Source organism: Actinoplanes campanulatus (assembly GCF_014647795.1).
Classification (GTDB): domain Bacteria; phylum Actinomycetota; class Actinomycetes; order Mycobacteriales; family Micromonosporaceae; genus Actinoplanes; species Actinoplanes campanulatus.
This window is the reverse complement of sequence record NZ_BMPW01000019.1, coordinates 126,998-144,749: the sequence shown is the minus strand read 5'-3', so window position 1 is coordinate 144,749 and position 17,752 is coordinate 126,998. Positions and strand designations below refer to the sequence as shown.

Here is a 17,752-nt window from a genome sequence, read left to right as displayed (position 1 = left end):
CTGCCTTCCTGGGGCCGGGTCACGCGTCGGCGACGCGGATGTCGTGACGGAAGGCGCCGTGCCAGGTGCCGTCCTCGCTGACGAATGCTGGTGTCTTGGAGGCGCCGGACACCTTCCAGGTGGTGCCGAGGCTGGCGACCCCGCCGAGGATCCGCGGGGTCACGCCGGGAGCGCGGAACAGGTGCAGGTAGACGCCGAACTTGGCGTGCAGGTCGAGGGTGGTCAACTCGTCCGGGCGGGACATGACTGTCGCCGGGACCTGCCATCGGTGGCCGAGGTACGGCTGGACGACCCACGGCTCGCCGTGGGCCACGGCCCGGTCGAGGACGGTTTTGAGGGTGGCGGCGGCCTGCTCGGGGCTGCCGTCGAGCCGGAAGACGCCCTGCCCGCCGTGGTTGTGGTACTGGTCGATCGATCCGCATTTGAGCACGATGAGGCCACGGACCGGCTCGGGCAGGTTCACCACGTCGTCCCACGAGTCGGCGTGTGCGGCGGCGTCGCGGTCGTCGTGGCGCAGGAACGGCGCGAGCCGTTTCAGGTCCGGGTGGCCGGGGTTGAGCAGGATGGTGGGGATCAGCGTCCGGCGGATGTCGTCGGAAAAGTAGTGCTCGTAGCCGGGTGTGAACGGCAGGGCCAGCGGCACCTTCTGGTTGAACAGGTAGCTCGGCGGCGTGTCGAGGATGATGGTGCCCGCGGTGGCCGCGTTGACGAGCGCGTCGATGAGGCTGACCGGCATGACCTCGGTGAGCCGGTCCAGGAACAGATGGTTCAGCGGAACGCTTCGGTCGCCGGCGTCGACCAGGATGCGGCCGCCGTCGACGCGGAGGATCTTGGTGATGTCGTCGAAGTCGGACCAGGTGAGGGTGGTGCCGAGGGCGGCGACTTCGGCGTTGAGGAACTGCTCGGCGTCGCCCCAGCCACGCCGGCCGGTGTTGACGCTGCATCCGTCCCCGCTGAACACGCCCGCCCAGCCGGCCACGAGATCGCCGAACGGGCGGTGGCCGTCCTGGAGCGGGAACACGCTGCGGTAGGACCGGTCGATCGCGGCGAGCCATCCTTCGCCCGCGCCTTTCCACTGCACTTCGGTGACGAAGTGGTCGCTGCCGAGGTCGACGCAGTCGAGGCGGGCGATCCGCGGCCGGTCACGGCGGGCCGCGGACTCGCGCTGCAGCCGCCGCATGTCGTCGTCGAGGCCCCACTCCAGGGCACGGACCATGTCGTGGTCGCCGCCGTGGGTGTTCAGCAGGTCCAGGTAGAGGTCGAGCAGGTTCTCGTACCAGCCGTCGACGGCGCGGGCGTCGCCGTACAGCCGGTTACGGGCGGCGGCGGGAATCAGGGTGGAGGTCGGGGACAGCAGTCCGGCGAACGGCACGCCGTCGTAGCGCAGGTGGTTGCGGCCGAACTCGGCGATCAGGTCACGGTTGCGGTCCGGCGGGCGGGCGATGATCTCAACGGCAGTGGATGCGGTCATGGCGGGTCAGCGCGCGTCGCCACCGCACGTCGCGGTGGAGGTGGCGCGCTGGGCCTCCTTCCGTCATGGGTCGGCAGCGGTTTTAGGGGTGGGTGGTGAGGGCCGCGGTCAGTCGGCGCAGCCCGATGGTGAGGTCGTGATCGGGCACGGCCGTGGACACGCGGATGTGGCCGGGCGCGGCGAAGGCGTCGCCGTCAACGACGGCCACACGGTGGTGGTGGCGCAGCCATCCGGCGACGTCGGTGTCGGCGAGCCAGCCGTGCAGATCGGGGAAGAGGAAGAACCCGGCGTCCGGGGTGGGGCAGGTGACGCCGGGAATCTGGTCGAGCTGGGCGGCGGCAGCCCGGGTGCGTGCGGCGAGGTCGGCCAGCGCCTGCTGGCGCGGCCCGGGTGCCTGACGCAGTGCGGCGACGGCGGCCTGCTGAGCGCGGATGCCGACGCCGCCGATCAGGTGCGACGCGGCGGCGGTCAGCGGCTGATGCAGGCCTGCCGTGATAGCCCACCCGATGCGGATGCCAGCGGCGGCGTGGCTCTTGGTGAGCCCGTCGACGATGACGCAGTGCTGCGGCAGCGGGCCGGCGACATCCAGCGGCGACGGGGTCCGGTGGGCGGCGACGCCGCGGTACACCTGATCGAACAGCACGATGATGTCGTGCTGTTGAGCCCAGGCGAGCACGTCGGTGATGGTTGCCGCGTCGACGACCGTGCCGTCCGGGTTGCGCGGGCTGTTGACCACGACGACGGCCGTCGCCGCGGTGCGGGCAGCGTCCAGCGCGTCGACGTGCGGATAAGGGCCATAGCTGACCGGCCGGGCGCCGGCCATCGCGGCCAGGACCGGGTAGCTGCCCCACCGCGGGGTCGGCAGCAGCACCTCGCCGCCGGCTGCTCGTAGCAGGGTGAGCAACACTGCGGCCCGGGCGCCCGGCGTGACCACCACCTGCTCCGCGGTGACCGTGGCCGGTCCCGCCGCAGCGGCGATCAGTTCGCGCAGTTCGCGGCTGCCGGCCGTCGGCGGGTACGGCTGGTCGTCGGGACCGAGCAGCGGGGCGGACACGTCGGGATGCGGGAACGGGATCCGGACATCCCCGCCGGCAAGGTCGATAGTCCCGTCCGGCAGGTGCTGCCGGGCGGTCTGGGACAGCGGCACGCTGGTCATCGCAGCCCCGGCAGGACGCGGCCGACGGTGACGAGCCGGCCGTCGAGGACGTCGCGGGCGATCTGCGCCACCCGGCGACGGCTGCTGAGCTCGGCCTCGGTGGACAGGAACGCCCGGTGGCTGGTGACGAGGACGGCGGGGTGCTCGAGGACCGGTTTCCAGCGAGGATCGGTATGCGGGTTCTCCGGGAAGAACACGTCGAGGGCAGCGCCGCCGATCCGGCCGTCGGCGAGCGCGCCCGCGAGGGCGTCCGGGTCGATCAGGCTGCCGCGTGCGGCGTTGACCAGGTAGGCGCCGGCCCGCATGTGCCGGAACGCGTCGACGTCAAGCATGCCGTCGGTGCTGGGATCGAGGGGGCAGTGCAGGGTCACCAGGTCCGATGCGGCCAGCAGATCGTGCAGCGTCGCGACGGCGCGGGCGCCGTAGCCTGCGGGCAGGTCCGCACCGAGGTTCGGGTCGAAGACCAGCGTCTGGCCGTAGAAGGCGCCGAGGTGACGGGCGACGGCCCGGCCGATCCGGCCGAATCCGACGATGCCGAGGGTGTGCTCGGACAATCGGCGCGGGACACCGCCGGCGTAGATGTCGAAGGTGCCCCCGGTCAGGCCCTGGTGCTGCGGGATCAGGCGCCGTTCCAGAGCCAGGGCGAGCGCGGCGGTGTGCGCGGACACCTCCCCGACGCAGTAGTCCGGAATGTTGTAGGCCGGGATCCGGCGCTCGGCCAGCAGTGCGGGGTTCAGGTTGTCGACCCCGACGCCTTGCCGGATCACCGCCTTCAGACCGGGCCCGGCCGCGTCGAGCAGCTCCCGGGTGACCTGACAGCGGTAGACGACCAGGACCTGGACACCGTCGGCCGCGGCGTGCAGCGCGGAGTCGTCGTGCAGGTAGCGGTTGCCGTCGTGCGGCCCGAATCGCAGGTCGACGCCGGTCAGGATCTGCTGCTCGATGCCGGCCAGTACCGGATCCGGGTGGCCGGCCGCCGTGATCAGCCAGGCTGGATCGGTGTACAGCACCGCAGGTGATGTCATCGGTCGCTCCGTTGAGAGTGGTGCAGGGCTGGTCCGGTCAGCTGAGCCTGGAACCGGGTGGCGATCGCGTCGACGGTGATGCCTTCGGAGGCGCGTGTCCCGCCTGCGGCGCCGCCAGGCACCCCGCGGACGGTGAGCAGGACGGGGCCGGGCGCGGACAGCGCGTGCGTGACCGTGTCGCGCAGACCGTCCTGGTCGCTGGCGGTCAGGGTGGTGCGGTAGCCGCACGCCGCCGCCACGGCGGCGAAGTCGACGGTGGCGGGGACAGGCTGCCCGCCGGTGGATTCGTAGCCGCCGTTGTCGAACACGATGTGCACCAGGTTCGACGGTGCCGCGCCGCCGACGGCGGCGAACGTGCCGAGGTGCATCAGGGCGGCGCCGTCGCCGTCGAGGGCGACGACCCGCTGTGTCGGGTGTCGCAGGGCGACGCCGAGCGCGACGGCGGCCACGTGTCCCATCGAGCCCTGCATGTAGAAGTTGCCGGGCCGGTCGCCGGCTTGAAACAGTGCCCGGGACAGGTATCCGGTGGTGGACAGGACCGGTTCGTCGCTGCGCAGCTGCTCCAGCACGGTGGTGACCAGCGTGGTGCTGGTGATCCCGGGCGGCGGCGCCGTTCCTGGTGCTGGTGCCGCTTCGATGGCGCCTTTGCCGACGAGCAGCACGACCGGGTCGCCCTGCTGTAGGTGTTGTCCGGCGCGGTCGAACACGTCGGTCACCCGCGGACCGCCGGCGGTGAGTTCGGCGAACGGCACGTCGATGGTGCGCAACCAGCTCGGGATGACCTGTCCCATGATCCGGTGCTGGGGTTCCCCGGCCGTCGCCGACGGCCAGCCGCGCATGCTCATGACGATCAGCACCGGGATCCGGTACGGCAGCAGCAGCGACGTCAACGGGTTGATCAGGTTGCCGAACCCGGAGTTCTGGATGAGCACGGCGCTGCCGGTGCCGGCCAGCTGAGCCCCGGCCGCGGCGGCCAGCGCACCGCCTTCGTTCGCGGCGGGAACATAGGTCAGGTCGGGGTGGGTGTCGATGAGCTGCAGCGGTGCGCTGAAGTAGGAGCACGGGACGCCGGACACGAACCGCACACCGATGCCGGCCAGCGCGTCCAGGAACGCCGTGGCGCTGGTCATGGCGCGGTCCGGTAGGCGCCGGGCATGCCTTGCAGGTCGAACACCGCCTGCATCGGCGCGAGCCGCTCCTCCAGGGCGGCGGCGTTCCCGGCCTGGCTCAGCACGCGCAGCATGTCCTGCACGCTGCTGACGGTCGCCCGCAGCCCCTGGTTGGCGTAGATGACGACCCGGTACCCGGCGGCGAGCAGCTCCGCTTCGGTGACCTGCGGGTAGGTCGTCGGAATCGCGATCAGGGGCAAGTCTCGGTCCCACGCGGCGGCGAACTTGAGCACCTGGTCCGGGTGCACGCTCTTGCTGTGCACGAGGATCGCGTCGGCGCCCGCATCGGCGTACTGGTGCGCGCGGTCCAACGCCTCGGCGAGGTCCCGGCCGGCGATGAATGCTTCGGTGCGGGCGATGAGCAGAAACGCCGGATCGGTTTGGGCCTGCTTGCCGGCGCGGATCTTGGCGGCGAACTCCGCAGCGGGCAGCAGATCCTGTCCGCCGTCGGCGAAGCTGTTCAGCTTGGGGAACCGCTTGTCCTCGATGCACATCGCGGCGATCCCGCGGGCCTCGTACCGGGCGACCGCGTAGGCGACGTTGCGGGCGTCCCCGAAGCCGGTGTCGCAGTCGGCGATGACCGGCAGCGGTGACGCCTGGGTCATCGACTCGGCGATGTCGAGGAACTGCGTCATCGTCAGCAGGCTTGCATCCGGCACGCCGTGGCTGGCGGACGCGGCGAGGCTGGACGCCCACATGGTCTCGAACCCGGCGGCGTGGGCGAGTTTGGCGGTCAGCGCGTCGTGCCCGCCGACCGCCCGCACGATCGCCGGCCCTGCCAGCAGCTGCCGCAGCTGGGTGGATCGGTGCGCGAGTCGGTTCACGTCATTTCCCTTCGTTGCTGTACCAGAGCTGCGTGTCGCGGACGTAGCGGTCCTGTCCGCCGCCGGCCATGTGACCGAGCGCGAATCGGACGTCGGCGCGCACGGCGCCGGCGATGCGCAGCACGAGCAGCCGCCCGGCGCCGGTGAACGCGACCGGTACCTGCGGTTTGAGGTAGATCGAGTCGCCGGCGTGCAGTTCGGCCTCGTGCTGCCGGCCGCCGCTGTCCCAGCTCATCCGGGTGCCGTCGGCCTCGAGCACGTACACGTATTGGTGCTGGTACGTGCGCATCCAGGCGGCATCGGTCGGCTGCGGTAGTAGCGGCCGCACGTCGACGGCGGTGGTGTGCGGGTGCAGCGGGTCGCCGGCCAGCTCGGTGATCTCGTACGCAGCCGCGCCGTCGGCGCCGGTGCGCCACCGGCGGGCGTCGGCGGCGAACTGCACGCTGATGCCGTCGGTGGTGGCGCTGGTGACCGGCATCAGGTCGCGCACGTTGACGCGCAGCCCCGCGGCCAGCTGCGCCAGTTCCGTCGGCGGCGCGGACACCTTGCCGGTCAGCAGCGCCTCGACGCGACGCGGATCCAGCCCGGCGCGACCGGCGAGTTCGGCCGGGCTGAGCATCTTCGCGTGCAGGAACGAGGTGAGCAGCTGGGCGAACAGGTGGCCGTCCGGGCGGTAGGCGAGGTCGTGAGCGGCTTGCTCGCCCAGCACGGCCAGTTCGCGTTGCGGGTCGCCGGTCAGGTCACCGCCGTAGGTCAGCGCGAGGATGTAGGCGGGCTCGTCGGGGTCGCGGCTGGTGAACGAGTGCGGCGCGTACGGCAGCCCGAAGACCGAGTCACCGGTGCGCATCGGGATGCACCGGCGGGTGCCGTTCCAGCTGCAGTAGTAGTTGACCGGGCCGACGACGTAGGTGAGCTGGTAGAGCAGGTGGCCGCGGTTCCACTGCACGGCCGGGTTGTCCGGTTCGTTGTCCGCGACGGTGCACAGCATCCGGATCCACTCGGGCCGAAACGAGCCGAGCCGTGACATGACGGTGTCGCGGTACTCGTAGTACGGGCGGCCGGCCCGGTCGAGGATGCGGGAGCTGGCCTCGGACTCGGCCGCACGGAGGATCCGCACGTCTCGGTCGGTGTCGTCCTGCAACGGCAGCAGGTCACGCAGGTTGACTGGCCAGGCCGCGGCCGCGGCCACGAGGATCTGCCAGCTGACCGGCTCGGCGCCGTCGACCAGCCGCGCGAACGTGCCCGTGGGCAGTCCGAGGTCGGTGTCGGCGTACGCGTCAGGGCGTTTCAGGTCGTTCGCCGTCGAGCGCAGCAGCGCTGACAGCCGCGCCTGGACCGCAGGATCCTGCAGTATGTCGGTGTCGGGCATCGACATCACCGCCTTTCGGTGCATGAGGTAATGGGAGGATTCGTCCGCTGGGGTGCTGCCGGTGCCGCGGCGGTCATCGGGTGCCCGGTGTGGGGAAGAAGCCCGGGATGGTGGCGACCGGACTGTGGTCGCGGCACTGCTGGTAGATCCACTGGCCGAGGGCGAGGTCGAGTACCCCCAGGCCGAACGGTGAGTAGACGGCCGGTCGGCCGTCACGGCGCAGCCGTGCCTCGAGCAAGTCGGCGATGGTGCCGCTGACGAAGTCGCGGTTGCCGAGCATCTGCTCGGTCAGGTGCAGCGAGGTCCGTTCCCGGACGGCATGCTCGACGTCGTCGGTGACGTTCTGGCTCACCGCGATGAGGTTCGGGCCGAGGTCACGCAGCGACAGGTGCAACACGACCGGGGAATTGGCCAGCAGAGCCGGGTCGAGCAGGTACGGGGTATTAGCGGTCGTGGCCAGCAGGATCAGGTCGCATTCGTCGAACAGGTCCGCGACGTCCCCGGTGACCCGGACCGCGGCGACGCCGTTGTCCAGCAGGTCGCGTTTGAACGCGCCGGCCCGGTCCCGGGAGACGTCCTTGAGGGTGTACCCCCCGATCTCCCAGCCGAGCTCGCGCAGGAACGCGCAGACGTGCGAGGCGATCAGCCCGGTGCCGACGATGCCCACGCGGGAGGCTTTACGCCGGCCGGCGAAGTGCTCCGCGGCGAGCACCGCGGAGGCGGCCGTCCTGGTCGCCGAGATCACCGACCCCTCCAGGACCGCGAACGGGTATCCGGTGCCGGTGTCGTTGAGCACGAGTACGGCGGAAGCCCGGTCGAGGCCACCGGCGACGTTGTCCGGATAGCTGCCGATCCACTTCATCCCGGCCACCTCGAACTCCCCGCCGAGGTATCCCGGCAGGGCGATGAACCGGTCCGGGCGCGGCGGATCGGGCCGCACGAACGTGCTGTGGGGAAGCACGCTCTCTCCGGCGGCGTGCGCCAGGTACGCACGACGGATCACGTCCAGGCAGTCGGCGCGGTGACCGTCTACCGCGCCGGTGACGGCGCCGGCCGGGATGACGGCGAAAGCCGGTTCAGGATGTCCGGTCATCGTGCTGCTGCGCTCCTCGATGTCGCTGGTGTCTGGCGTGTCAGTTGCTGGCCGCGCGGATCGGTACGCAGGCATCCGCGTCGCTGATCTGGATGCCGAACTCCTCGTGCACCCACCGCGGGTTGTAGATCGTGTCGGTGTAGGCGCTGCCTCGATCCGCGCACAGGAACGCGACGGTGGGAGGAGGCCCGTGGTAGCCGGCGAAGTAGGTGTTGATCGCGGCCAGAACGCTGCCGGTGGACCCGCCGGCGTGCAGCCCACGGCGCAGCAGCTGCCAGCAGGTCCGGACGGTGTCGGCTTCGGCCACGACGACGACCTCGTCGACGATCGCCGCCTTGACCAGGCTGGGCTGGATCAGCGACCCGATACCCGGGATGCGGCGCCGGCCGGCGGGCCCGCCGAAGATGACCGACCCCTCCGCGTCGACGGCGATCACCTTCGCGCCGGGCCGGTGTCGTTTGACCCGCTGGGAGATTCCGGCGAGACAGGCACCGGTGCCGACCCCGACGAACACGTAGTCGACGTCGGGAAGATCCGCGCACAGTTCAGCGCCGGTGAAGGTGAAGTGCCCCCGGGCTGCGGCGGGGTTGGCGTACTGGTTGGGCCAGTAAGCGCCGGGGATCTCGGCACGGATCTGCTGCACTCGGTCGATACGGGCGGGAAGGTTGCCATGCCCGTCACGGACGTCGACCTTCTCCACTCGCTCGCAGCAGGCCCGCAGGATCCGTTCGGTCTGAGCGTTGATGTTCGGGTCGATGACGGGGATGAACGGCGCGCCCAGCAGCCGGCACAGCATGGCCAGGGACACCGCGAAGTTGCCGGACGACGACTCGACCACGGCCGTGCCGCTCGTGACCAGCCCGGCCTCGACCGCTTCGGTCAAGATCGCGTATGCGGAACGGTCCTTGGTGCTGCCGGTGATGTTGCTCGACTCCAGCTTGCAGTAAAGATCAACCTGCGGATGATCGAGCCGGATCAGGGGGGGGTCGGACGTACCGCATCCGTGAGCCTCAGCAGGCGCGTACTGAGCGGGTTGGTCACCACAGCGCACACCGCCTTGTCGTACCGCTGAGTCGAGGGATGCAGACGTGAACATGGGCCATGGGTGATCCTCCGAGAGGGAAGTCGCTGGTGGCTGGCCGCCGGAGACGACCGGATGGGAGCCGGTCGGGTTCACGGCGGCGAGCTCCACGCCGCGGCGCGGCAGAATTTCCAGGACGTGCACTTATTGGTGGATCGTCGATTCGCCGGTACCGACGGCCTTGCGGCATGGCGTTCTCGGGCGCGGTCTATCGGCCGGTGTCGTGTGGTGATTCGGGTCAGGCGTTGGGGAAGACACACTGTCGGACGCCGCCGGTCCGGGCGGCAGCGAACGCCTCGTCCATCTCGGCGAGGGTCCAGCGGCCCACGGCCAGCTCAGCGAACGGATATCGCCGCTGGTGCTCGGCGAGAAAACCAATCGCGGTACGCAGGTCAGCGGGCAGATAGTTGTGTACGCCGGTGATCGTGAGCAAGTTACGTACGATGTGCTCGGGATCGATGGTCACCGTCGGCCCAGGCGACACCGATCCGGCCAAGACCAGAGTCCCCCCGACGGCCAGCGCGCTGACCGCGGCTGCGGCAGCGGCAGCACGGCCGGACACCTCGAATGCCATGTCGATGTCGGCTGCGCAATCGGTCACCTCGACGGCGCCGAACCGCATCAGCTGTCGACCCCGGACCTGGTCGTGGCTGAGGACGATGACGTGCATTCCGCGTTGTGCGAGCACCGCGGTCACCATGATCGCGAGCATCCCGGTACCAGCGACCAGAGCACGGTTTCCCGCACAGATAGGTCCCGCTGCGTTCACCGCCGCCACCGCAGTAGCGGTCGCGCACGCAGCCAGGCTGGCCACCTCGTTCGGAAGGTCGTCGGGTACCGGAACGATCGTCGTGCCAGGCCGCAGCAGGCAGTGGCTGGCCAGCCCTCCGGTCAGCGGCTGCGACTCGTCGAACGGTTCATGCCCGTACTTGTACAGGTCCACGCACTTCTGCGGCATCGTTGCGCATCTCGGACACCTGCCACAGGAGCTGGTGACCGACCACACCACCCGCTGCCCCACAACGACGCGAGCGCCGACGCCAGCAGCGACAACCGTGCCGACCTGTTCGTGGCCGAGCACGCACGGTACGAGGCCAGGCCGCTGTCCAGTCACGGTCTTCACGTCACTACCGCAAATGGTAGCCAGATCAACAGATACGAGCACTTCGCCAGCCCGCACACTGCCGGGCAGCCGGCAGGCACCGATGCTGAACGGTCGCCCCGGCCCGTTCCAACGGCTGTACCTCGCCACGGCGCTCGAAGCCAGCGTGTCGCCCTGGTGCCGGCCCAGGAACGCGGATCCCTGCTCACCTTCGGCGGAGTTCACATGCGGCTCCTCATCCTCGTCGCGGCCGTGAAAGCGATGGTTCTTCCACGCCAGCCTCCGAAAGTGGAGATCCACGAGAACTCGCTTCTCCAACTGCCGGGCGGCTAATCGGTGCGTCTTCAGCTGGACTGCACATGTCACCACTACCGTCCGCGGGGCCCTGGACAGAGAGGCCGGAGCCCGCACGTCCAACGGCTTCTACGTCGGACATCGCCCTTCCACATTCACACTCACCGCTACGTCGCGGAACGCCATTGACGAGGGAATCCGGGGGAATCGAGCGGGAATCGAGGCAGCCACCAGAAAACGCAGATCATCGTGACGAACGCGCAATCCTCAGCGGGGCGGTGATCCCGGGATGACCGGTCCTTGATCGTGGTCGCGACGATCAAGGAGCCAGGTGCGGGAGGCCTTGACTGGACGGGCATTCAATGGGAGGAGGCTGGCCGAGAGTTCCCGTTCAGCGAGCTGACATCAGTGCAGGTAGGCGGCCACCGGGGCCACCTCCGCTGGGTCGCTCGCCGGGTAGCCGGGTCGACACTAGTTCTCATATGGTGAGAGGGGCGCCTACACTCAGCCTTCACGAGACTTCGTCCGGACTCGAGAAGGAGTCATGATCACGTCGCGGCAGCCCCCTAACAAACTCTTCCGCGCGGCACGCCTGCGGCTCAAATCTGCCTTCGGCGACGGTCCACCTTCGCGGGAAGAGTTCGCGGATCGCGTCAACAGCGTGATTGACCCGCGAAGCAAGGAGGGGCCAGTCACCGCGAATGACATCGGGAAGATCGAGCGCGGACTTGTGTCGTACCCGCGTGAGCACCGACGCCGCGCCTACCGCGTTGCATTGGGCGCCAAGACGGATGCCGAAATCGGGCTAGTGAATCGCCGTGACCGGCCCACCGACACCATTCCAGTTAATGGCGGGGATGCGTTCCTGGCGGTATCCGCCGGGCACCTTGACTCATCTTTCCCGAAGGCGGACTCCAAGGAAGTCGAGCTTGGCCCATCTATGTTGCCAGCGGTCGCCTTCCAGGAGCAGAGTCCCGGAGCGCCAGGCTTGACACTAGATGACCTCGATCGCATCGACGCAGTCAATCGTGACGCACGGCGATATCTTGATGAAACGCTCGTTGCCTTTCTAGGCGAAGAGCTCGACCGATGCATAGCCGATGACGGAGCTTCCGGCCCTCGGTATGCCCTGCCGCGCGCCATCGGCGTCCTGTCCATTATTCAGCGGAATATTCACGTCGTGAAGTGGTCCGTGCATCAACCCCTGTTGCAGGTCGGTTCCCGGGCGGCAGAATTCACTGGATGGTTGTACCGCGACGCCGGACACCCGGCAGCCGCGGAATACTGGCGTGATCGCGCTTCAGAATGGGCTATGGCAGCCACCGACTTCGCCATGCCTGGTTATATTCTCATCAAGAAGAGCCAGGCCGCCTGGGATGCCCGGGATGCGCCCCGGATGCTCGGACTTGCTGAAGCCGTTCAGGTCGGCCCGTGGCGCCTGCCCGCACGGATCATGGCCGAGGCCGTCCAACAACAGGCGCGAGGCTTGGCCATGCTTAAGTCGAAACGGCAGCACGTTGACGACACCCTAGAAAAGGCGCGCGCCCTCCTTGCGGAGGTGTCGGTTGACAGCACAACACTCGCAGCTCATTACGACAAGGCGCTATTCGAAGCACAAGTTGCAATCTGCTACGGAGAGTCGGGACGCCCTGAGGAAGCTGCCGGCATTTTTGAAGTAGTTGTCAAGCCCGACGTGTTTTCGGCGAGGGACTACGCCTACTTTTCAACGCTCCGAGCACAGACCCTCGCAGCTGCTTCATTGCCTGACGACGCTGCGTCGGTGGGTGCCTCAATTATTCCTGTCGCATTCACCGCTGGCTCCACCCGCACTGTTCGAGAGCTGTCACGGCTGAGAAACGACTTACACCCGTGGCGGCATCGGCCAGCAGTTGCGTCTTTCATGAGACTAATGCAAACGCTCTAGTCAAGAATCCAGTCGCCGATGTCCTGGATCGCGGTCGCCTGCCACTTCTGCGTCTGGGGGTGCCGATACTGCGGATCGTCGTGTACTGCAATTCCGTGCTGCGCCCCTTCGATCTCAATGAGCCGGCTGACCGCAGAGATCCGCGAGGCGTAGTCGCGTGAACTCTGCACCGGGATGAAGGTGTCCCGGGTGCCGTGAAGTACCAGAGTGGGTGTGGTGATCTTCTCAAACGCATGGTCGGGCCGCAAATAGAAAACCTCGTTGAGCAACGGCCGTCCCAGTTTGAAAGTCGGCGAGTGAGGCAAAAAACCGTTCTCTTCGAGTTCTCGGCCGGCTGACTCACTGATCTGGTCGTCTGACCAGTAAGGCTTGTCATCGATGAAACGCTTCTTGTAGTTGACGAGTGGGTTAATCAACACAAGTTTCGCAAGTTGACGAGCGTAGCGAGCAGCGTAGTAGGCACTAATACCGCCTCCGAAACTAGCACCCAGAAGGCTGACTGAAATGTTTCCCGTCAACTGACGCAGATGGGCGGTCGCGGCGTGGATGTCGTTCAGCACCCCGGACAACGTTAGGTCCTCCTGGCGACCGCTGCTCTCGCCGTGTCCGCGTAGGTCGAACCGCAACGATGCCACCCCACGATCAGCGAGGCCGGCCGCGAGCCGTGTGAAAAAGCCACCTTCTTCGCGTGTCACACCACCACCATGAACGAAAACTACGCTGGTAGCGAAGGCTGCAGCGGGCGACTGGAAGGAGCCCTTCAGAAGTAGCCCATCCCGGCTGCGGAAGCTGGTCAGGGTGGTCCCGTTGGTTGCGTTCTCGTCGCTCATCCCGCAGTCCTCCAGCCACAGTGGGGTGTCGTCGGTAGGGTACCTGCGTCGGACGACGATCGACGGTCCGTCGCCGTTGCTCAAATACGCAGAAGCGGCACGTCGTACAGGTCAGGTTGCTTGCGCCGGCTCATGCGGGGTCCAGCCACCTCAATAATGATCATCTCTGTGAGGAACTGCACTGTTGCTCCGAGCAGGTGACTGGTGTGACCCGTGGCGCTGTGCTCCTTGAGTCCGACTGCTACGTGGATGTGGGGCGCTATCCGGTCCGCGGCTTCGTCCCATGCCAGAGTTCCGCCGCCGACGGCTTCGATGTTGGAGAACTGCACTCTTGACCAGACTGGGGCCAGTGGGTCCTCGAGGCGTTCGCAGGTGCCAACGAGATCAGCGGTGGCGAAGCCGGCGATGAACATGGGGATATAGCCTTGGCGGATGCCGTGTTCGGCGCACACCTCGTTGAGGGCGGTGGAGAAGTCGTCGCCGTGGTCAAAAACCGCGACGATGGTCCGCCCCGGAGTTGCCTCCCAGCTGCGCGTCATTGGTGCTCACCTTTCTGGCCGCTCAACTGTGATGTGCTATCTGTCCACCCTATGACGGTGGAGGCGGTATTTAGCTGGACCAGCAGGCGTGCGTCGTGCGGATCGAGGATGGTATGTGGAATCATGGTCGCGTGAAGGTACTGGAACCCGGCCTGGTGATCTGGGACATCGACGGCACGCTCATTCCGGCAGATCTTCGCTGGCTGCGAAGGGCAATCGCGAGGACCTACGGACTCGGGGAGACAGACGTTACCTTTCCGGAGAAGAAAGTCCACGGGTACACAGACGAGTCTATCGTTATCGACACGGCGATCGCCTCTGGCGTTTCGCCCGTCGATGCCGAGGCTCAGATTGGCCAATTCGCTAGCAACCTTGACGTCGTGATGGACGAAGGGCGTCTAGAGTTGCGGGCTAGTCAGCCCCCCTATCCTGGCGCAATCGCTAGCACTGCCGAACTGCATCAAGCAGGATTCGTGCAAACGGTGCTTACGGGTAACCTTCAGTCGGCCGCCGAGGTTAAGCTCAGCGAAAACGGGCTGGATGCCCACCTGGACCTCCGGATCGGCGGTTACGGGTCGGACAAACGAGATCGATTCCAACTCCCAGACGTGGTGAAGCAACGATTCAGTCGATTCTACAATCATGAGCTAGACCCTCGAAAGACCGTCGTAATTGGCGATGCGCCAAACGACATTGCTTGCGCTCGGCACGCCGGATTCCACGTGATCGCGGTCAGTCATCGCGCAACCCGGGCAGAGTTGGAGCAACATGCGCCAGATGTAATTTTGGATTCCCTAGACCCTTCAAGGGTTATTCCTGCTGTCAAAGAAATCGTTCTTGGTTAGGGATCACCGAATCGCCTAGGCCGTTTTCATGCGGGCATCGAGCTGTCGGATCGAACGTTCGCCGTTCCACGCCTCAAGACGTCGCCGGGCCTGGCGAGCACGGTAAATTCCCCGGAGGTTGCCGACTGCAGCCAACCGGTCATAGGTGGCACCCAGGAGTGAGCAGCACTCCTCAACTTCACCAGTTTCAGCGTATGAGCTAGCAAGGTCGACCTGCGCCGCAAGCATGACGTTTGTTTGCTGCTGATCTTCGGCGAGGTTCTTGACGGCCGGCTCAAGCACCTCTATGGCTTTCTCGGGACTCCTTAAGAGAAGCTGACAGGTGCCCTCGTAGACTCGCACACGATTGATGCCCCAGTCACTATATAGTCCGATACGGTCTTCGGGCATGATCTCTTCGGCTGCCTCGTAAGCACATTCCAAGGCCAAGTTAGCCTCGCGTCGCAGGCCCAGCGCAGCGAAGGTTTGGGCCTGTTCTGCTGCAATCCGAGCGCGAGCTGGCGCTGTTAGCAGGTGAGAAGCTGCGGCTGCCTCATCAAGGAGCCTCAAGCCCACCATGACGTCACCGTTGGCCTCGATCAGAGTCGAAGCATCAGAATGTAGGTTGCTCTCGAATATACGCGCCGTAGCACCAAGGCGCGGATGGTGTAGCTGGTCAGCAAGACGTCTGGCATAGGCGCAATGCGCAAGCGCCATGCTTCTATTGCCCTGAGCGCTCCACAACCGGCTAGCAACCACCGATGCTTCACCAAGCATCGCGCCGATCTCTTTCCGGATAGGCTGCGAGCCCGGATGCCGGAATAGCGTATACAGGCATTCGCGATGCGCCTCAACCAGATTCAGAAGCGCTGCGGGAGCTACATTTTGCCGTTGCTGCGCCAGCATGCTAGTAACTACCGAAAAGCTATTCCATTCGCCGTTGGATGAGTCCAGAGTCTGGAATTGGTCAGCAAGCGAGCCCGGCGGCTCTTCACCCATTCTGGTCCAAAGTCCCGGATCTTCCGCGTCGAACCCAGCGCCGACCGCAAGGGCTGACTCCGCGGATTCTTCCAAGAAGGACGAGCTCACCAGTCGCGGCGCATTGATTTTCGGGCTCGAACGGACTTCCGTCACCGAACCAGTGCCTTCAGCTTGCGGGGCTCGTCGATCGAAGAATCCGAGCTCCGCGTCGATGCGAGCTTGCAGTGTCTGCCGGTATGCGTCGCGTCGTGGTTGGCGAGGCCAGGTGACCTGGCCGCGTTCGATCTTGCCGATGTCGTTGTCCGATACCCGGTAGGCGTCCGGCACGAGCTGGTTGACGGCGTCGGCGAGGGCCTGCCTGCTGCCGAACAACCGTCGGCGCGCATCACGGAACAGTTTATTGGGAGTCGCGTTCTGCGCAGAAATCGCCGCCTCCTAAAGACCGATGTTCGCGAACGGTGCGGCCGAGTGCTGCCCAGTCCTGGCCATCAGCCGTCGTGCCGTGACGGTGGTGTGCTGTTGCCGGGTCATCGCATCATGATGGCTGCCAGCTGCCGCCATTGCGGTAACGGCAGCACGCGTAGGTCCGGGTCGAGGGCGTTGATGCAGACGTGATCCGCGCCGGCCTGGTGGTGCCTGGAAACCCTGATCGGCGCGGCTCGCGAGGCCAGGTGACCTCACCTCGCTTGAGCTTGCCGATGTCGTTTTCAGATACGACGATGGAGGTCGGCACCATGTTGACTGCTTCGGCGAGGACCTGTCTGGTGCCGAACAGCCGGATGCGTGCATCACGGAACCGCTCGTTCGGTACCGCGTCCGACTCGGGCATTGCCGTCTCTTCCTGCGTTGGGTAGGGGCTGCAGCGACCAAGGCATACATATGGTGATGGGCGGCCCGCCGGGTCCGCAATGCATGGGCCGGGGCAGGCCACCCATCGGTGTTGCTGCTCGGGCTGGCGTCAGCGGTCGAAGTCGCCGTCCTTGGCGCCGCCAACCCAGGCATCGAACTCCGCGTCGGTGAAGATGAGCGTCCCGCCTTCCGGACGCTTGGAGTTACGCACCTCGACTCCGCCTCCGGAAAGGTATCGGACCTCAACACAGTTTGCGTCCGGGGCCGAACGGCCGGACTTGAACCACATTCCTGCCGCAGTGTTTTCCATACTCATCTCCTTGTTAAAAGCTCCTGCGCCAGGATGGCGAGAAGGTCGAGAGAATCGGCCGCGCTCAACGCGTCCTCCTGCAATTCCGAACGCAGACAGGCGTAAACCCCTACTTTTGTTTCGTCGGTAAGGATCATGTCGTCGATATTTGTATCGACCGTCACGATCTCAAAATCCTCGGGGTCGGAATAGGTGTAGTACGAGAACGCGCTGCGGGCCTGCAACCGCTCCGCGAGCACGGCATCGAGCGGCAAGACACGCACGGTCACCGCCCGCAGATTCAGCGTCGCATCGATCAGGTGTTCCAACTGACCGTGCATCACCTCCGCGGTGACCGTGCGCCGACGAAGAGCCGTCTCATCGATCACCACCTCGTACGGGGTCGCGGCCGGCCCGGACAGGATGGCCTGGCGTTGCTTACGCGCTTCGAGCGCGCGAGCGGTGGAGAAGCGGCGGCTGCGGGCGGTGCGCGCCGCATCAGCGCGCGCCCGCGCGAAGTCCGGTGTCTGCAAGAGCCCCGGAATGAGAAACGGCTGATACTCGAAGATCGTGCCGGCACCGGCTTCCAGGTCGGCGGTCTGCGCTTGACGCGGACCCATCTCGTCGTCATAGCGCTTCCACCATCCTTGTGCCGCGGCTCTTTCGGCAGCTTGCATGATCTTGGTGTGGCTCGGTGCCGCAACACGGAGGGCATCCAGGATGAGGCGGATGGCCGCAGGATCGACCGGCCGATTAGCGGTCTCGATGTGACTGATCTTCTGCCGCTGTATACCGGTCTCCTGCGACAACCTGTCAGTGGTGTATCCGGCTTGCTTGCGCGCATCGAGGATCGCCGCGGCAAGCCAAAGCCGATTCACATACGGGCTGAAGTTCACAACGCGACCTTCCCTGCTCCGCCGCATTCGATTACG

Annotated in this window: 17 protein-coding genes; 2 read left to right on the top strand and 15 right to left on the bottom strand. The window is 66.6% G+C overall.

The window, feature by feature from the left end; all coding sequences use genetic code 11:
* Positions 1-19: 19 nt before the first annotated feature.
* The 9 genes from IEZ13_RS32150 to IEZ13_RS32110 form a co-directional block, all read right to left on the bottom strand.
* Positions 20-1,471 carry a hypothetical protein gene (locus IEZ13_RS32150; RefSeq protein ID WP_183223209.1) on the bottom strand — a complete coding sequence of 484 codons (1,452 nt, stop codon included), beginning with the start codon at positions 1,469-1,471 and terminating at the stop codon, positions 20-22.
* A gap of 82 nt (positions 1,472-1,553) precedes the next feature.
* Positions 1,554-2,627, bottom strand: a complete 1,074-nt coding sequence (locus IEZ13_RS32145) for a pyridoxal phosphate-dependent aminotransferase (protein ID WP_183223208.1) — start codon at positions 2,625-2,627, stop codon at positions 1,554-1,556.
* The gene (locus tag IEZ13_RS32140; protein WP_221245837.1) at positions 2,624-3,652 is read right to left on the bottom strand and encodes an NAD(P)-dependent oxidoreductase; all 1,029 of its coding nucleotides are present in this window, start codon (positions 3,650-3,652) and stop codon (positions 2,624-2,626) included. The genes IEZ13_RS32145 and IEZ13_RS32140 overlap by 4 nt, the downstream gene beginning before the upstream one ends.
* Positions 3,649-4,782: a phosphonopyruvate decarboxylase gene (gene aepY / locus IEZ13_RS32135; RefSeq protein WP_183223207.1), complete on the bottom strand. Its 1,134-nt coding sequence runs from the start codon at positions 4,780-4,782 to the stop codon at positions 3,649-3,651. Before aepY ends, IEZ13_RS32140 begins: the two co-directional genes overlap by 4 nt.
* Positions 4,779-5,645, bottom strand: a complete 867-nt coding sequence (locus tag IEZ13_RS32130; RefSeq protein ID WP_183223206.1) for an isocitrate lyase/phosphoenolpyruvate mutase family protein — start codon at positions 5,643-5,645, stop codon at positions 4,779-4,781. Before IEZ13_RS32130 ends, aepY begins: the two co-directional genes overlap by 4 nt.
* Position 5,646: 1 nt before the next feature.
* Positions 5,647-7,014 (bottom strand): XRE family transcriptional regulator, encoded by a 1,368-nt coding sequence (locus IEZ13_RS32125; protein WP_229795320.1) that lies wholly within the window; start codon positions 7,012-7,014, stop codon positions 5,647-5,649.
* A gap of 73 nt (positions 7,015-7,087) precedes the next feature.
* Entirely contained in the window at positions 7,088-8,107 is a 1,020-nt protein-coding gene (gene sbnB / locus IEZ13_RS32120) for a 2,3-diaminopropionate biosynthesis protein SbnB (RefSeq protein WP_183223203.1), read from the bottom strand.
* A gap of 40 nt (positions 8,108-8,147) precedes the next feature.
* Positions 8,148-9,083, bottom strand: coding sequence for a 2,3-diaminopropionate biosynthesis protein SbnA (gene sbnA / locus IEZ13_RS32115; RefSeq protein ID WP_229795351.1), 936 nt, complete (start codon positions 9,081-9,083; stop codon positions 8,148-8,150).
* Positions 9,084-9,426: 343 nt separating this feature from the next.
* A complete protein-coding gene (locus IEZ13_RS32110; protein WP_203833974.1) occupies positions 9,427-10,590 on the bottom strand; it encodes an alcohol dehydrogenase catalytic domain-containing protein in 1,164 nt (387 codons plus the stop codon).
* A gap of 538 nt (positions 10,591-11,128) precedes the next feature.
* Between IEZ13_RS32110 and IEZ13_RS32105 the strand changes: the two genes are divergently transcribed.
* Positions 11,129-12,508, top strand: a complete 1,380-nt coding sequence (locus IEZ13_RS32105) for an NsdA family TPR-like regulatory protein (protein WP_183223199.1) — start codon at positions 11,129-11,131, stop codon at positions 12,506-12,508.
* Here the strand turns inward: IEZ13_RS32105 and IEZ13_RS32100 are convergent.
* Both IEZ13_RS32100 and IEZ13_RS32095 read right to left on the bottom strand, forming a co-directional pair.
* Positions 12,505-13,338 carry an alpha/beta hydrolase gene (locus IEZ13_RS32100; protein WP_183223197.1) on the bottom strand — a complete coding sequence of 278 codons (834 nt, stop codon included), beginning with the start codon at positions 13,336-13,338 and terminating at the stop codon, positions 12,505-12,507. The genes IEZ13_RS32105 and IEZ13_RS32100 overlap by 4 nt on opposite strands.
* An 80-nt stretch (positions 13,339-13,418) precedes the next feature.
* On the bottom strand, positions 13,419-13,877 hold the full coding sequence (locus IEZ13_RS32095; protein WP_183223195.1) for a PPC domain-containing DNA-binding protein: 459 nt from the start codon (positions 13,875-13,877) through the stop codon (positions 13,419-13,421).
* Between the two features lie 131 nt (positions 13,878-14,008).
* Here IEZ13_RS32095 and IEZ13_RS32090 point away from each other — a divergent pair, with 131 nt between their 5' ends.
* Positions 14,009-14,722 (top strand): HAD family hydrolase, encoded by a 714-nt coding sequence (locus tag IEZ13_RS32090; RefSeq protein ID WP_229795318.1) that lies wholly within the window; start codon positions 14,009-14,011, stop codon positions 14,720-14,722.
* Positions 14,723-14,737: 15 nt separating this feature from the next.
* On the opposite strand, the gene IEZ13_RS32085 is transcribed toward IEZ13_RS32090, so the two are convergent.
* The 4 genes from IEZ13_RS32085 to IEZ13_RS32070 form a co-directional block, all read right to left on the bottom strand.
* Positions 14,738-16,078: an NsdA family TPR-like regulatory protein gene (locus IEZ13_RS32085; protein ID WP_479722581.1), complete on the bottom strand. Its 1,341-nt coding sequence runs from the start codon at positions 16,076-16,078 to the stop codon at positions 14,738-14,740.
* Between the two features lie 139 nt (positions 16,079-16,217).
* Positions 16,218-16,511 carry a hypothetical protein gene (locus IEZ13_RS32080; protein ID WP_183223191.1) on the bottom strand — a complete coding sequence of 98 codons (294 nt, stop codon included), beginning with the start codon at positions 16,509-16,511 and terminating at the stop codon, positions 16,218-16,220.
* Positions 16,512-16,640: 129 nt separating this feature from the next.
* Positions 16,641-16,841 carry a DUF397 domain-containing protein gene (locus IEZ13_RS32075; RefSeq protein ID WP_229795316.1) on the bottom strand — a complete coding sequence of 67 codons (201 nt, stop codon included), beginning with the start codon at positions 16,839-16,841 and terminating at the stop codon, positions 16,641-16,643.
* A 2-nt stretch (positions 16,842-16,843) separates the two neighbouring features.
* Positions 16,844-17,716 (bottom strand): helix-turn-helix domain-containing protein, encoded by an 873-nt coding sequence (locus IEZ13_RS32070; RefSeq protein WP_183223187.1) that lies wholly within the window; start codon positions 17,714-17,716, stop codon positions 16,844-16,846.
* Positions 17,717-17,752 lie beyond the last annotated feature (36 nt).